The organism is Microbulbifer sp. ABE4_465 (assembly GCF_056160765.1).
The window spans coordinates 434,550-448,658 of the sequence record NZ_JBSWXV010000002.1 but is presented as its reverse complement, the minus strand read 5'-3'; the positions used below and the strand labels follow the sequence as shown (position 1 = coordinate 448,658).

Genomic DNA, 14,109 nt, shown 5'->3' with positions numbered 1-14,109 from the left:
ATTCCATCAATATGCGTGATCAATTGCGCGCGCGGAGCAGTAACAGACCATCCTGCTGCTGCATATCCACGCGGCTCAAAAAACTGTTGCCCAGCAGGGTTACCTGCGGGAAATCACTTCCCAGTACCGTGGCATCCACGTTGTGTACCGTGATACCGCCGATGGTGACGCTGGCGAGATTCAGGCGATAGGCCTTCTCCACACCGCTGGCGGTGGAAACGGTCATCGGCCGCGCGCGGGCGAGATCCAGCCCAAGGCTCTTTGCCGTGGGATAGTTGAACGCGATACTGGTCGCGCCGGTATCCACCATCACATCCACCCGGCGGCCATTGATCCAGGCGGTGGTACTGTAATGACCGCGACGATCCGGACTCAGTCGCACTTCCGCGCGGTCCGCCTGCTGGTAATTTGCTGCCACCGGCGCCGCCAGGGTGAGCTTCTGCTCGCGGCCATCAATCGACACCAGTGCATAATCACTGGTAACGGAAACCAGTCTGATCCCTTCCGGCGAGGTCTTGCCGGATTTCAGCAACCGCTGCTTGCCGTCAATTTCGAACATTGCACTGGTGCCGAATATCGCCTGCAGGCGCACATCCTGTGCGTGGCTAAACAGCGGTGACAGCGCGAGAGCAATCGATACCAACAGCTTGTGTATTTTCATGGGCGTCCTGCCTCAAAGGGTATGAATCAGATAGGCCGTGCCCTGTAATACCAGCGCGGCGTAGATGCCCGCCAGTATATCGTCGAGCATAATCCCCAGACCACCGTGTACCCGCCGATCCGCCCAGCCAATGGGCTGGGGTTTGGCGATATCAAAAATCCGGAACAGCACAAACCCGTAAGCTGCCCACAGCCAGCCTGCGGGGGCCATAAACATGGTCAGCCAGTAGCCGACAAATTCATCCCATACGATACCGCCGTGATCGTGCACACCGAGTTTTTTCGAGGCGGCGCCGCACAGGTAACAGCCGAGAATAAACGTCACCACGATCACGCCCATATAGGCGACCGGAGACAGAAACTGCAGACCGTACCAGAACGGAATTGCGGCCAAAGTGCCGAATGTTCCCGGAGCCTTTTTGGCAAGGCCGGAGCCGAATCCAAATGCCAGCAGCATGACCGGGCTGCGGAGCAGTTCGGCAAAGGTCGGCGTTGGCAGCGGGGTCTTTTTCTCGCTCATATTTATTCTTTTCTTAGCTGTCACTCTTTACCTTCAAAAGTGCCGGTAACCGGAACCGCGCGGTTGCCAGGGGCTGTCATTCAGCCGGCAGCGGATACCCGGCTCTGCACTCATGTAACCGATGGCGGTGATCGGTAAATTCAATTTGTCCACAGCGCTCCGATGCTGCACGGGCACGGTGAAACACAGTTGATAGTCGTCCCCACCGGTAAGTGCGGTTTCCAGTGCGCTTTCCGTACTTAAGGATTGCGCCAGTGCGGCGACGGGGAATGTATCCAGCTTCAGATCGGCACCGAGTTTGCTTGCTTCGCAGATGTGCGAAAGATCCGCGAGCAGCCCGTCGGAAATATCCAGCGCGGCGCTGGCGTAGTTGCCGATCGCGCGGGCCACGGCGAACTGCGGTTCGGGAAAATAATACGCGGCCTCCATCTGCTGATGCTGTTCAGCGGAGCCTTCCATCTCACCGAGTACGATCGGCAGCGCTGCGGCGGCCGCGCCCAGCTGGTTGGAAACAAAAACAATATCGCCTGCGCTGGCCCCATCGCGGCGCAGCGGTTTTTCACAGGCGCCGGTGACCTGGATGGTGATGGACAGCGGGCCTTTAGTGGTATCGCCTCCCACCAGTATGACACCGTATGCTTGCGCCGTTTCCGCCAAGCCACGGGCGAAAGGTTCCAGCCACTGCGGGTCGCTTTCCGGCAGTGTAAGCGCGAGGGTGAACCACAGGGGCTCGGCATTCATGGCGGCGAGGTCAGAGAGATTGACGCGCAGTGCGCGGCTGGCAATACGGTATGGATCAGCGTTTGCGGGAAAGTGCACATCCGCGACCAGGGTATCGACACTGGTGGCGAGTATTTTGCCGGCGGGGGGAGTCAGTAGCGCGCAGTCGTCGCCAATCCCCAGTACGACCGTATTTGCCGCACTGCCCGGCCGGGCTCCGGTCTGAAAGCGGGAGCTGAAGTACTCCCGAATCAGTTCAAATTCACCGGGGCCGGGCATGGGCGGTCTAGCCTTTGTCGGCCTTTACTTCGACACTGCGCTCTTTCGCCGCAACTTTGTCGAGGATGCCGTTGATAAATTTAAATGCGTCGGTGGGGCCAAATTTTTTCGCCAGGGCGACGGCTTCGTTGATGACGACCTTGTAGGGTACGTCGACGCGGTTCATCATCTCGAAAGTGGACATGCGCAGCAGGGCACGGGATACCGGGTCCAGCTCTTCGACGTCGCGGTCGAGATACTGGCTGTAGGCGCCTTCGACTTCGTCGAGATTTTTCGCTACACCGTGGAAGAGTTCGCGAAAGTAGGCCACGTCAGTTTTGCTCATGTCGTTGTCGGCATGAAACTCGGCTTCGATGGTATTCAGGCTGGAGCCTGCCATTTGCCACTGGTACAGCGCCTGCATGGCGTAGTGGCGGGCCTTGCGGCGGGCGGATGCGGTTACGGTCATTTCAGTGATTTCTCAATCAGATTTTGCTGATCAGGGAGACCATTTCGAGGGCGGTCTCGGCGGCTTCGCAGCCTTTGTTGCCAGCTTTGGTGCCGGAGCGTTCGATGGCCTGTTCGATGGAGTCTACGGTGAGGACGCCGAAGGTCACAGGGATGCCGGTGTTCATGGAGACCTGGGCGAGGCCTTTGGTGCATTCGCCGGCGACGTATTCGAAGTGCGGGGTGCCGCCACGGATAACGGCGCCCAGTGCGATTACGGCGTCGAACTTTTTGGTTTCGGCAATTTTCTGCGCGGCGAGCGGGAATTCGAAGGCGCCCGGGGCGTAGTAGATGGTGATATCTTCTTCTTTGATGCCTTTGCGACGCAGGGTGTCGAGGGCGCCGTCTTTGAGGCTTTCTACTACGAAGCTGTTCCAACGGCTTACCAGCAGCGCGTATTTACCGGTGCTGCCTACGAAATCCCCTTCGATTACTTTGATATTGCTCATTTCTTTTTTCCGTTTCTGTTTTTCCACTTCAGGCCCCGGTGTCACTTCGGCCGGGATTCCGTGGCGGCGCGGCACTGGGTATTTGTTTTCAGAACCGCTGTGAATACATCCCTGTACGCTGCGTCGGCGACGTCCCTGTCGCCGACGCTTCTGAAAACAAATACCCAGCGCCCCGCCTTCGATTTGAACTCTTGAGTTTTACCTAACCGATTAAATTTCTTCGGCGTTCAGGTATTCCTCTACCTCCAGATCGAAACCGGAGATAGCACTGAATCTAAATGGCGCACTCATCAGACGCATTTTGCGTACTTTCAGATCGCGTAGAATCTGCGAGCCGGTGCCGACCTGTTTGTACACCAGGTCCTGGCTCGGGCGCTGTTGCTTGCCGCTGATCAGCCAGTCGATGCTTTCTTCGATTTCATCGGTGGTTTCGTTGTGGCAGATCACGACCACTACACCCTTGCCCTCTTCCGCGACTTTTTTCAGGGCGTTGCGGAAGGTCCAGGGTTCGTATTTTTCGTCACCGCGGCGCAGTGAGAATACGTCGCGCAGGGTGCTGGCGACGTGGACGCGCACGAGGGTGGGCTCTTCCGGCTGGAAGTCGCCGAGGCTGAACGCGAAGTGGCGTTCGCGGCGGGCTTTGTCGAGGTAGGTGCGCAGTTTGAATTCGCCGAATTCGGTCTGCACTTTGCGCTCGTTGACACACTCGACGGTTTTTTCGTTCAGGGCACGGTAGTTGATGAGGTCGGCGATGGTGCCGATCTTGAGGTTGTGCTGCTGGGCGAATTTTTCCAGGTCCGGGCGGCGGGCCATGGTGCCGTCTTCGTTCATGATTTCGACGATGGCGGCGGCGGGTTCGAAGCCGGCGAGGCGCGCGAGGTCGCAACCGGCTTCGGTGTGGCCGGCGCGGCTCAGTACGCCACCGGGCTGGGCTTTGATCGGGAAGATATGGCCGGGCTGGACGATGTCGGACGGCTTGGCGTTGCGGGCGACGGCCGCGCGAATGGTGCGCGCGCGGTCGGCGGCGGAGATGCCGGTGGTGACGCCTTCGGCGGCTTCGATGGAGACGGTGAAGTTGGTGCTGAACTGGGCGCCGTTGTCGCGGGACATGAGCGGCAGGTCGAGCTGTTCGCAGCGGTCACCGGTCAATGTCAGGCAGATGAGGCCGCGGGCGTGGGTGGCCATGAAGTTGACGTCTTCCGGGCGCACCTGTTCGGCGGCGATGACGAGGTCACCTTCGTTCTCGCGATCTTCGTCATCCATCAGGATAACCATTTTGCCCTGACGGATATCGTCGATCAGTTCTTCAACGCTATTGAGTTCCATAAAACCTCTAGTTCGTTCGATCTACCTGTCAGGTAAACCTCGTATATCTCAAGCCGTACATCACTCTGACGCGAAGGTCCTGGCGCTGGGTAGGCCTTTGCCGGACCTTCGAAAAAAGGGACTTTTTCGAAGAGCCCCCAGGGATGGGTTCACGGCGTGTCCGGCAAAGGCCTACCCAGTGACAGGACCGCCACATAACCCTTAGGCCTTGTAGAAGCCGTGCTGCGCCAGAAATTCCATCGTCAGCCCTTCACTCCTGGGCTCGGCCGCGGCATCTCCCAAGAGTAGCCGCTCCAGATAGCGCGCTATCAGGTCTACCTCCAGGTTCACCTTTGTACCCGCCTGATAACCGCCGATGACGGTTTCGGCGATGGTGTGGGGCACGATGGTGAGTTCGAACTCGGCGCCATCGACAGCATTCACCGTGAGGCTGGTGCCGTCGACGGTGATGGAGCCCTTGTGGGCGATGTATTTGGCCAGCTCATTGGGTGCGCGCAGGCGGAACTGTTCGGCGCGGGCGGTCTGTTTGCGCCATACCACTTCGCCGATGCCATCCACGTGACCACTGACCATATGGCCACCGAGGCGGGTCTGTGGGGTCAGGGCCTTTTCCAGGTTGACCTTGTCGCCCAGTTTCCAGTCCTGCAGTGTCGCAACCGCGAGGGTCTCGGCGGAGACGTCGGCCCAGTACCCGTCGCCGGGCAGATCTACCACGGTAAGACAGACACCGTTGGTGGCGATGCTGTCGCCGAGTTTGACGTCAGAAAGATCCAGCTTGCCAGTCTTTACCCGCAGGCGCAGGTCGCCGCCCTTGGGCTGCAAAGCAGTAATTTCGCCAACGGCTTCAATAATTCCGGTAAACAATCCGGGCACTCCTAAAAATTGTCTTTTCACGCGAGGGCGTCGTCAGCTCCGTGCTCGGATCCTCATGTATTTATATACATTCCGGTCCTGCGCGCGGGGCTTCCTAGCCCTCGCGCGAAAATCCTGCTTTTTAGAAGCACCCTCTTACCGCTTACCGCTCGATATCGGTCGTGGCTGTAATACGCCAGTCGTGGCCGACTGCGCGCATATCGGTAATGGTGATGGGCAGCATGGATCCCATGCGCTCAATCGGCAGCTCGAACAGCGGTCTGGCGCTGGAGCCGAGAATCTTGGGCGCCACGTAAATGATCACTTCGTCCACATGGCCCTGATACATAAAGGCGCCGGAGAGGGTCGCACCGCTCTCGACCAGCACTTCGTTGCATTCGCGGCGGGCGAGCTCTTTCAGCAGTTCGCCCAGGTGTACGCGGCCGTCTTTGTCCGCGGGCAGTACCAGTACCTCGGCACCGGTCTTCTCCAGCCGCGCGCGGCGTTCGCTGTCTGCAGCTTCCGTCGTGACCACCAATGTGGGGGCGTCACCCTGCAAAATAAAGGCCTTGGCCGGGGTGCGCAGTTTGCTGTCTACGATCACCCGCAGCGGCTGTTTCTCAGCCGCTGCGGCGGCTTCCACCTCCGGCAGCGCCATTTCTTCCGGGCGCACGTTCATGTTCGGGTTGTCGTGGCGTACCGAATCCACGCCGGTGACGATGGCGCAGCTGCGCGCGCGCAGGTTCTGTACATCGGCGCGGGCGGCGGGGCCGGTGACCCACTTGGATTCGCCGCTGGCCATGGCGGTGCGCCCATCGATGCTCATGGCGGATTTGGTCCGCACCAGCGGCAGGCCGAGGGTCATGCGCTTGATAAAGCCCGGGTTCAGCGCCCGGCAGGATTCTTCCAGCAACGGGCCTTCCACTTCAATGCCCGCATCGCGCAGTTTCTGTAACCCATTCCCGCTGACGCTGGGGTTCGGGTCTTCCATTCCGAAAACCACCTTGGCCACGCCGGCGGCGATCAGGGCATCGGCGCAAGGGCCGGTTTTGCCGGTGTGACTGCAGGGTTCCAGGGTCACATAGGCGATATGGTCTTTCGCCTTCTCACCGGCGTCGTTCAGGGCCTCGATTTCCGCGTGGGGTTCACCGGCGCGCTTGTGCCAGCCCTCGCCGACGATATTGCCCTCGGCATCGGCAATCACACAGCCCACCCGCGGGTTGGGCATGGTGGTGTAGGTGCCGCGCTCGGCCAGCTGGACCGCGCGCGCCATCAGTTCACGGGGGGTAATACTCACTGATCCGCTCCCTTGGGCGTATTCAGACGCTCGATCTCATCGCTGAAATCACTGACATCTTCAAACCGGCGGTAGACCGAGGCAAAGCGCACAAACGCCACCTGATCCAGCTCGCGCAGTTGTTCCATCACCAGTTCACCGATATGCATGGCGGGGAGCTCGCGCTCGCCGGTGGCCTGGAGGGCGTGTTTGATCTGGGCCACGGCGGCCTCGACCCGCTCGGTGCTGACCGGGCGTTTCTCCACCGCGCGCTGGATACCCGCGCGCAGCTTGTCTTCGTTGAAGGGTTCGCGCTGGCCGTTCTGCTTGACGACCCGCGGCAGCACCAGCTCGGCGGTCTCAAAGGTGGTGAAACGCTCGTGGCACTGCAGACACTCACGACGGCGCCGCACCTGGTCGCCATCGGCCACCAGGCGGGAATCTACGACTTTGGTTTCGTCTGCGCTGCAGAAGGGACAGTGCATGGGGATTGGGCCCGTTCGGAAAATGCGCGGAGTTTACCACAGAAGTGCCCACGCCTTGCGCGCCGGGGTAATTGCAATGTGGGCGGGACGGACAGGCTCAGGCGGCGCACCGATCGCAAAGACAGGGCAACTCCAACGCTGGGCTCAGCAACTGCCAGCCTGCACTGGAAGCGCCCTTCTGCAGGGACTTGATGACATCCCCCTTGATGCCGACCTCTTTCACCGCGCCACAGCGCTCGCAGATCAGGAACTGGGGGGTTTGGTGGTCATGGCTACAGGCGATATGGGAACAGGCCACAAATTTGTTGGCGGATGCCAGTCTGTGTACCAGGCTGTTCTCCACCAGAAAATCCAGCATGCGATAAACCGACATGGCCTGAATGGTCTCGCCGGTGGCCTCCCGGTAAACATCGGCAATCTCGTAGGCGGAAAGCGGCACCGGAGACTTGAGCAGCGCCCGCAAAATATTCTGACGCTTCTCGGTAAAGCGCACGCCCTTGGCCCGACAGCGCTCGTCGGCCCGGTTCAGTATCTGCTCTACCTGTCTTTTGTTCATGGAAACGCTCTCATCTGCTTTACGCGGGATTCTAACATTTCGCGCCCCGGGGTCCGCTACCCACCTACAAAAACGGCCCCATATGGGGCCGCTTGGGAGTCAGAGCCGGGGGCTCAGCTTAGGAGCTTAGCCCTGATAAACAGGGAACTTCGCGCAGACTTCCAGCACCTTGGCTTTCACTTCGGCGATGGTCGCGTCGGCATTGCCTTTTTCCAGTGCGTCCAGCACGTCACAGATCCAGTGGGTGAGCTGCTTGGTCTCTTCCACGCCGAAGCCGCGGGTGGTGATGGCCGGGGTGCCCACGCGCAGACCGCTGGTGATGAACGGGGAGCGCGGATCGTTGGGAACGGCGTTCTTGTTTACGGTGATGTTGGCGTTGCCCAGGGCTTCGTCCGCATCCTTACCGGTGTATTCCTTGCCGATCAGGTCCACCAGCATCAGGTGGTCGTCGGTACCGCCGGAAACGATGTTGATACCGCGGTCGAGGAAGGTCTCGGCCATGGCGCGGGCGTTTTCTACCACTTTCTTCTGGTAGGCCTTGTACTCGGGGCTCATGGCTTCCTTGAAGGAAACTGCTTTTGCCGCGATCACGTGCATCAGCGGGCCGCCCTGACCACCCGGGAATACCGCGCTGTTCAGCTTCTTCTCGATCTCTTCATTGGCCTTGGCAATGATGATGCCGCCGCGAGGACCGCGCAGGGTTTTGTGGGTGGTGGAGGTCACCACGTCGGCGTGGGGTACCGGAGACGGGTATTCGCCCGCGGCAACCAGACCGGCAACGTGCGCCATATCGACCATCAGGTAGGCGCCAACCTTGTCGGCGATGGTGCGGAACTTGGCCCAGTCCATGATGCGGCTGTAGGCGGAGAAGCCGGCAACGATCATCTTCGGCTTGTGCTCCAGGGCCAGGCGCTCGACTTCTTCGTAGTCCACTTCGCCGGTTTCCGGGTTCAGGCCGTACTGCACCGCGTTGTAGATTTTGCCGGAGAAGTTGACCTTGGCACCGTGGGTCAGGTGGCCGCCATGAGCCAGGCTCATGCCCAGTACGGTGTCGCCAGGGGCGCACAGCGCCTGGTAAACCGCGGCGTTGGCCTGGGAGCCGGAGTGCGGCTGAACGTTGGCGTAGTCCGCGCCAAACAGTTCCTTGGCGCGCTCGATGGCCAGAGCTTCTACCTTGTCGACGTACTCACAGCCGCCGTAGTAGCGCTTGCCCGGGTAGCCTTCGGCGTATTTGTTGGTGAGGCTGGTGCCCTGGGCTTCCATCACCTGCGGGCTGGTGTAGTTCTCCGAGGCGATCAGCTCGATGTGCTCTTCCTGGCGGCGGTCTTCGTCCTGAATGGCGGACCACACATCGGGATCGTAGGAAGAAAGGGTGACGGATTTATCAAACATGGTATTCCCTCGGATGATAAGGCGCGAATCGCGCAAGCATAATCTCGACAAGGGCAAATCCCGACCCGTTTGTGACCGGCCCGCCCCCAGAAAGCGGCGCATTGTACACCAAGGGGGCGGCGGCGGTGCAAAGGGTGCACTTGAAACAAATTCAATTCAGCGCCCCACTCGGTTCAAGTTGGCGGCGCCGGCAGAATCCTCGGATGCAGGCGTACCAGTTGTCGCGTTATTCGACAATCTGTGCAGGACACCAAAATCACAGCAGAGCGCTGTAACCCGCCACGTCCACCAGTTGCCCGCGGTAGCCATAAACCTGCTCCACCAGATCCGGCTGCAGCAGCTCGGCGGGGGTGCCGTCCGCCTGAACCTGTCCGTTGGCCAGCATTACCATGCGGTCTGCATATCGGGCGGCGAGATTGAGGTCGTGGAGCACGGCGACAACGGCAGTATTTTCACCGGCGATTTCGCAGGCCAGCGCCAGTACCTCGTGCTGATGCTTGAGATCGAGCGCGGACGTGGGCTCATCCAGCAGCAGGATCTTTTCTTCACCGGGTTCCGCGAGGCTGAGCTGGGACAAAACCCGTGCCAGCTGCACCCGCTGTTTTTCGCCGCCGGAGAGGCTGGGGAAAAGCCGGTCGCGCAGATGCCATACATCCGCGCGCTGCATAAAGTGCTCTACCCGCTCGCCCTGCTCTGCCCGCGACAGGCTGCCCGGGCCAAGACCCAGCTGAACCACTTCGCGACTGGTAAAGGCAAAATTCAGGTTGGAGTGCTGGGCCAGCAGGCCGTAGCGGCGCGCCAGGGCGCGATGCTCGCTCTGAGAGCGATACCACTCTGCCTGCGGGCGGCCGAACAGGTGAATGCGGCCTGAATAATCCAGCTCACCGCTGATGGCGCGCAGCAGTGAGGTTTTGCCGCAGCCATTGGGGCCGAGGAGCGCGGTGACTTCACCACAGGCAAAACCCAGGGAGATATGCTCCAGCAACGGCGATGCCGCGCGCGGATACTGGATCGAAAGGTCGGAAATTTCCAACAAACTTTTCATCAACATAGGGCAACCTCCCGTTAGAAAATCTGCTGGCGCTGTTGCCACAGCAGGAACAGGAAGAAAGGTGCACCCAGGAGCGCGGTAATAATCCCCACCGGCATTTCCGCCGGCGCGAAGACGCTGCGCGCAATGGTATCGGCCACGGTCAGTAACAGTCCGCCAAGCAGGGCACTGTAGGGAATCAGGTAGCGGTGATCCGGCCCGCGCAGCAGACGCACGATATGCGGCACCACCAAACCGACAAAGCCAATAATTCCCGATACCGAAACCGCAGCGCCTACGGCGATACCGTTCAGCACGATAATCTGCCGCTTCAGGCCAATCACATCCACGCCTAGATGTCGCGCTTCGGACTCACCCAGCAGCAGCGCATTCAGATCATTCGCCCGCGCCCACAACAAGCCGGCGCTAATGGCAAAAATAAATCCTGTCACCAGCACACTGGTCCAGGTTGCCCCGGACAGCGAACCCAGCTGCCACATGGTCATATCCCGCAGCGCCGTGTCGGTAGCCACGTAGGCGAACATTCCCAGGGCCGCGCCGGCCAGCGCAGAAATGGCGATACCGGCGAGCAGCATCATTACCACCGAGCGGCCGCGGTCGCCGAGGATATACACCAGCCAGGTGGCAAGAATTGCTCCCGTGCTGGCGAATGCGGGCAACAGCAGCCATTGCAGCTTTTCGTAAAATGCGCCCAGCCAAACACTCAGCACGCCGCCAAATACCAGCACGATACCCGCGCCTACGGCGGCGCCTGAGGAAATACCGATAATGCCCGGTTCGGCGAGGGGATTGCGGAACATGCCCTGCATCACCGCGCCGCACACGCCGAGGGTGCCGCCGACAATCAAACCGAGCAGCAAACGCGGCAGGCGGATTTCACCCAGCACCAGCGCGTACTGTTCCGGCACATCCTGATCCAGAATACCGGGCCAGCTCCACTGCATCAGGCCGGCGAGCACATCCCGCCAACCGATGGTCATGGCGCCCACCGCAAGGGAGATACAACTCCCCAACAGCAACAGCGCAATCAGCGCTGGCAGCAGGCTTTTGTCACTCAGGCGAAATTCCAAGGGAGAGGTACCTCAAGGCGAAAAGGGCTAAGGAGAAGGTGGCGATACCGGGTGCAACTTTGTGAGACCTTCTAAAACAGGGACGTTTTAGAAGAGCCCCCATGGATGGGTTTACGGCGTGTCTCACAAAGTTGCACCCGGTAGCGCCACCGCCACTTTGTTCGATCAGTTTCCAGAAAACTTTTCGTTCAGTTTTTTCGCTTCCTTTAGGCTGGCAAGGCCCATACCGCCGAGCAGCGCAAAACCGTCTACGGAAAAGAAAGCACCGTTCTTGCCGGCCGGGGTCAGCTTCAGCAGCGGTTGCCACTCCAGCAATACCGCACCGCCTTTAAGCTGTGCGTCCTGGTCACTGGAATACAGAATCCAGTCCGGGCGCAACTCGATCAGTGCTTCGTCGGACAGTTGCTTGTAACCGGAAAATTCCACAGCGTTGACGCCGCCCGCCATACGGATCAGGCTGTCCGGGCTGGTGCCAGTGCCAGCGGCTTTCAGGCCGCGGCCTTCCTGGGCGCGGACAAATAAAATGCGCGGTGCGTCCGACAAGGCGGTGCGGGCACTTTTCAGGGACTGCAGTTGCTGTACCACCTGTTTTTTCACGTTGCCTGCGGGCTTTTCCAGCACTTCAGACAACCGATCGATATTGGCGATCAGCTGCTCACCATTTTCCGCTTCCGGCAGTTTTACAATTTTTACACCAGCGTTTTCCAGCAGGGTGAGGGTGTTGGCCGGACCCATATGTTCACCGCCAATCAATACCTGCGGGTTCTGCGCCAGCATTCCCTCCACCGGTAATTGTCGGTAATAACCAACCACCGGTACCTTTTTGAAATCCGCCGGCAGGCGCGTGGAGGAATCCACAGCGATCAGGCTATCGCCAGCCCCCAGAGCCAACACCAGCTCGGTGATGGAGTGGCCGGTGCTGATTACCCGTTCCGGCGCGGCGGCAGCCGCTGAGCTGGCAACCAGCAAAGCCGTGGCGGAGAGAAAATGGCTGAGAGTACGTTTCAGGGTGCGAGTTTTTGAAAAAATCATCTTTCGAGTCCAGTCGATTTAAACCAGGTTTTTCCAATCGGGATTAAACAGTGTCAGGGTGCTGCGACGTGGGGCTGCATCGCAATTTCCGCAACTTCCACGCCCTGCTTCTGCAGCAGCGCAAATAAATCCAGCATTCGCTGCACCGGCACGTTGCGGTCCGAAGCAAGGGCCACCGGGCGTTCCGGCTCTGCGATCAGGGCAACGATCAGCGCCTGCTCAAAATCCGCCTGACTACTGTAGCCCTGTTCACCGATGCCCCAAAGGTCCGGAGCACGGTTGGACAGGGATACGGTAATCGGGTCCGCAGGCATGGCCGCCGCGGCGTTCTCGCTGGCGGGCAGATCCATGGGCAGCGAGGTCAGACGCATATTTGCCGTAAGCAGCAGGAAGACCAGTACGATAAAAATGATATCCAGTAGCGGAGTCAGATCCGGTGCCAGATTGGCCAGAGAGAATTCCCGCTGACCGGGAGGATTGATATTGATCACTGGGCCGGTACCGCAATATTGACCGCCTCGCGCACACAGGCATCCGGGGTTTTGCAGCAGGGGTCCAGTCCCTCCAGCCACAGGTTGCCGCGGTTGAACAGGTGCTCCAGATCCGCCACCACACGGTCGCTCCAGATCGCCAGCAGGTGCGCACCGGCAATCGCCGGCAAGGCCACAATCAGGCCCGCGGCGGTGGTGCTGAGGGCCATGCCCAGGCCGTCGGCGAGTAGCGCCGGGGTTACCGGTTCGCTGCTACCTTCGATGCCGGCAAACATACCGATCAAACCGAGCACCGTGCCCAGCAGGCCCATAAGTGGGCTGATAATTCCGATGACCATCAACAGGCGCAGGCCGCTGTGCAACTGGCGGCGCTGGTCCTGCAGCCACACCGCGGCGATCTCTTCCCGCTGGGGCTTGTCCACCTTGCGGTGCTGCAACAGCAGTGCGGTAGCGCGGCTGGCCAGGGCCCGCTCCTGTTCACACAGGGCTCCGAGCTGGTCCAGCTCGGCCTCGCCGGTGCATTGCAAACGCCTGAAGGAACCACTGATTCCCCGGTGGCCGGTGGTCAGCAGGAACCACAGGCGCTCGCCCAGCAGTGCCAGCGCGAGGGCGGAAACCACCAGCAGCGGCCAGCCCATGGGACCGAGCTGTGCGAAAAATTCAGACCAGGTTTGATGTTCGAACATAACGCTCTCGTTTTAATACTGCAGCCTGCTCCAGGCAAAAACTTACAAGGCAAACCGGATCGGCAACCGTACCCGGGACAGTCGCGCCTGGCCGTTTTCCCGGTAGGGTAAAAACTGCCAGCCCTCCACCGCGTTCAGTGCGGCTTCATCCAGGCTGTCGACACCGGAAGACTGCAGCAGGCGCCGCACAACTTGTGTGCCGTTATGATCCAGCTGAACTTCCACCACCACGGTGCCCTGCTGTCGCCGCTGCCGCGCAAGCTCTGGATAGACCGGCGCACCGGGCGGGCTGGCAAATGCCGGGCGCTCCACCAGTACCGGCACTTCGCTGACACTCTGCTGTTTTGCCGGTGTCGGCGCGCTGGATTGCTGGCTCACATCAGCTTCTGCAACCGCCTCCTGCACCGGTACCGGCTCGGGTGCTTGCGGCGCTTTTTCGGCAGAGGGTTTCTTCTCTACCGACGTTTTCTCAGTAGGTTTCTTTTCAACGGGTTTTGCGGGCTTCTTCTCGACCGGCTTTTTCTGGACCGGCTGGGGCTCCGCCTTTTTCACAGACTCAACCGGCGGCTCGACGGGCGCAGGCTGTTCCGCCGGCGGCGGGGAGACCGGTGCGGCTGAGGCCAGCTTTACCTGCCCCAGCTTCAATGCCACTACGCCCGAAGGTGCCTGCACTTCCCGTACGGGCGCCGCCCACAGCAGCCAGCCGTGCAACGCAAAGGAGAGGACCACCATCACGGCCATGCGCCACTTCACGCTATTGCCTCACTGTTCCGTTCCA

The 14,109-nt window shown here is 60.3% G+C and carries 17 protein-coding genes; all 17 read right to left on the bottom strand.

Features of this window, described 5'->3' with window-relative positions; all coding sequences use genetic code 11:
• Window positions 1-19 precede the first annotated feature (19 nt).
• Window positions 20-661, bottom strand: a complete 642-nt coding sequence (locus ACXAG1_RS05585) for a retropepsin-like aspartic protease family protein (protein WP_475091875.1) — start codon at window positions 659-661, stop codon at window positions 20-22.
• Window positions 662-673: 12 nt separating this feature from the next.
• Window positions 674-1,180 carry a phosphatidylglycerophosphatase A family protein gene (locus ACXAG1_RS05580; protein WP_475119174.1) on the bottom strand — a complete coding sequence of 169 codons (507 nt, stop codon included), beginning with the start codon at window positions 1,178-1,180 and terminating at the stop codon, window positions 674-676.
• 33 nt (window positions 1,181-1,213) lie between these two features.
• On the bottom strand, window positions 1,214-2,179 hold the full coding sequence (gene thiL / locus ACXAG1_RS05575; RefSeq protein ID WP_475119173.1) for a thiamine-phosphate kinase: 966 nt from the start codon (window positions 2,177-2,179) through the stop codon (window positions 1,214-1,216).
• 7 nt (window positions 2,180-2,186) lie between these two features.
• Window positions 2,187-2,627: a transcription antitermination factor NusB gene (nusB, locus tag ACXAG1_RS05570; protein ID WP_475091872.1), complete on the bottom strand. Its 441-nt coding sequence runs from the start codon at window positions 2,625-2,627 to the stop codon at window positions 2,187-2,189.
• 16 nt (window positions 2,628-2,643) lie between these two features.
• Entirely contained in the window at window positions 2,644-3,114 is a 471-nt protein-coding gene (gene ribH, locus ACXAG1_RS05565) for a 6,7-dimethyl-8-ribityllumazine synthase (RefSeq protein WP_043319264.1), read from the bottom strand.
• Between the two features lie 210 nt (window positions 3,115-3,324).
• Entirely contained in the window at window positions 3,325-4,440 is a 1,116-nt protein-coding gene (gene ribBA / locus ACXAG1_RS05560; protein WP_475091871.1) for a bifunctional 3,4-dihydroxy-2-butanone-4-phosphate synthase/GTP cyclohydrolase II, read from the bottom strand.
• A gap of 201 nt (window positions 4,441-4,641) precedes the next feature.
• Window positions 4,642-5,304, bottom strand: a complete 663-nt coding sequence (locus ACXAG1_RS05555) for a riboflavin synthase (protein ID WP_475091870.1) — start codon at window positions 5,302-5,304, stop codon at window positions 4,642-4,644.
• Between the two features lie 151 nt (window positions 5,305-5,455).
• Window positions 5,456-6,565: a bifunctional diaminohydroxyphosphoribosylaminopyrimidine deaminase/5-amino-6-(5-phosphoribosylamino)uracil reductase RibD gene (ribD, locus tag ACXAG1_RS05550; protein WP_475119342.1), complete on the bottom strand. Its 1,110-nt coding sequence runs from the start codon at window positions 6,563-6,565 to the stop codon at window positions 5,456-5,458.
• A 20-nt stretch (window positions 6,566-6,585) separates the two neighbouring features.
• A complete protein-coding gene (gene nrdR / locus ACXAG1_RS05545; protein WP_043319270.1) occupies window positions 6,586-7,053 on the bottom strand; it encodes a transcriptional regulator NrdR in 468 nt (155 codons plus the stop codon).
• A gap of 97 nt (window positions 7,054-7,150) precedes the next feature.
• The gene (locus ACXAG1_RS05540) at window positions 7,151-7,609 is read right to left on the bottom strand and encodes a Fur family transcriptional regulator (protein ID WP_475091869.1); all 459 of its coding nucleotides are present in this window, start codon (window positions 7,607-7,609) and stop codon (window positions 7,151-7,153) included.
• Window positions 7,610-7,735: 126 nt separating this feature from the next.
• Complete coding sequence (gene glyA / locus ACXAG1_RS05535) at window positions 7,736-9,001, bottom strand: serine hydroxymethyltransferase (protein ID WP_475091868.1); 1,266 nt, start codon at window positions 8,999-9,001, stop codon at window positions 7,736-7,738.
• Between the two features lie 256 nt (window positions 9,002-9,257).
• On the bottom strand, window positions 9,258-10,052 hold the full coding sequence (locus ACXAG1_RS05530; protein WP_475091867.1) for a heme ABC transporter ATP-binding protein: 795 nt from the start codon (window positions 10,050-10,052) through the stop codon (window positions 9,258-9,260).
• A 14-nt stretch (window positions 10,053-10,066) separates the two neighbouring features.
• On the bottom strand, window positions 10,067-11,122 hold the full coding sequence (locus ACXAG1_RS05525) for a FecCD family ABC transporter permease (RefSeq protein ID WP_475091866.1): 1,056 nt from the start codon (window positions 11,120-11,122) through the stop codon (window positions 10,067-10,069).
• 165 nt (window positions 11,123-11,287) lie between these two features.
• The gene (locus ACXAG1_RS05520) at window positions 11,288-12,154 is read right to left on the bottom strand and encodes a heme/hemin ABC transporter substrate-binding protein (protein WP_475091865.1); all 867 of its coding nucleotides are present in this window, start codon (window positions 12,152-12,154) and stop codon (window positions 11,288-11,290) included.
• Between the two features lie 53 nt (window positions 12,155-12,207).
• Window positions 12,208-12,645 (bottom strand): ExbD/TolR family protein, encoded by a 438-nt coding sequence (locus tag ACXAG1_RS05515; protein WP_475091864.1) that lies wholly within the window; start codon window positions 12,643-12,645, stop codon window positions 12,208-12,210.
• Window positions 12,642-13,331: a MotA/TolQ/ExbB proton channel family protein gene (locus ACXAG1_RS05510; protein WP_475119172.1), complete on the bottom strand. Its 690-nt coding sequence runs from the start codon at window positions 13,329-13,331 to the stop codon at window positions 12,642-12,644. The genes ACXAG1_RS05515 and ACXAG1_RS05510 overlap by 4 nt, the downstream gene beginning before the upstream one ends.
• A gap of 42 nt (window positions 13,332-13,373) precedes the next feature.
• Window positions 13,374-14,084 carry an energy transducer TonB gene (locus ACXAG1_RS05505; RefSeq protein WP_475119171.1) on the bottom strand — a complete coding sequence of 237 codons (711 nt, stop codon included), beginning with the start codon at window positions 14,082-14,084 and terminating at the stop codon, window positions 13,374-13,376.
• Window positions 14,085-14,109 lie beyond the last annotated feature (25 nt).

Excerpts from the sequence above, each read along its gene's own strand:
- ACXAG1_RS05585 (WP_475091875.1), bottom strand. The coding sequence starts at position 661 with ATGAAAATACACAAGCTGTTGGTATCGATTGCTCTCGCGCTGTCACCG.
- ACXAG1_RS05580 (WP_475119174.1), bottom strand. The coding sequence starts at position 1,180 with ATGAGCGAGAAAAAGACCCCGCTGCCAACGCCGACCTTTGCCGAACTG.
- thiL (WP_475119173.1), bottom strand. The coding sequence starts at position 2,179 with ATGCCCGGCCCCGGTGAATTTGAACTGATTCGGGAGTACTTCAGCTCC.
- nusB (WP_475091872.1), bottom strand. The coding sequence starts at position 2,627 with ATGACCGTAACCGCATCCGCCCGCCGCAAGGCCCGCCACTACGCCATG.
- ribH (WP_043319264.1), bottom strand. The coding sequence starts at position 3,114 with ATGAGCAATATCAAAGTAATCGAAGGGGATTTCGTAGGCAGCACCGGT.
- ribBA (WP_475091871.1), bottom strand. The coding sequence starts at position 4,440 with ATGGAACTCAATAGCGTTGAAGAACTGATCGACGATATCCGTCAGGGC.
- ribD (WP_475119342.1), bottom strand. The coding sequence starts at position 6,565 with ATGGCGCGCGCGGTCCAGCTGGCCGAGCGCGGCACCTACACCACCATG.
- nrdR (WP_043319270.1), bottom strand. The coding sequence starts at position 7,053 with ATGCACTGTCCCTTCTGCAGCGCAGACGAAACCAAAGTCGTAGATTCC.
- ACXAG1_RS05540 (WP_475091869.1), bottom strand. The coding sequence starts at position 7,609 with ATGAACAAAAGACAGGTAGAGCAGATACTGAACCGGGCCGACGAGCGC.
- glyA (WP_475091868.1), bottom strand. The coding sequence starts at position 9,001 with ATGTTTGATAAATCCGTCACCCTTTCTTCCTACGATCCCGATGTGTGG.
- ACXAG1_RS05530 (WP_475091867.1), bottom strand. The coding sequence starts at position 10,052 with ATGTTGATGAAAAGTTTGTTGGAAATTTCCGACCTTTCGATCCAGTAT.
- ACXAG1_RS05520 (WP_475091865.1), bottom strand. The coding sequence starts at position 12,154 with ATGATTTTTTCAAAAACTCGCACCCTGAAACGTACTCTCAGCCATTTT.
- ACXAG1_RS05510 (WP_475119172.1), bottom strand. The coding sequence starts at position 13,331 with ATGTTCGAACATCAAACCTGGTCTGAATTTTTCGCACAGCTCGGTCCC.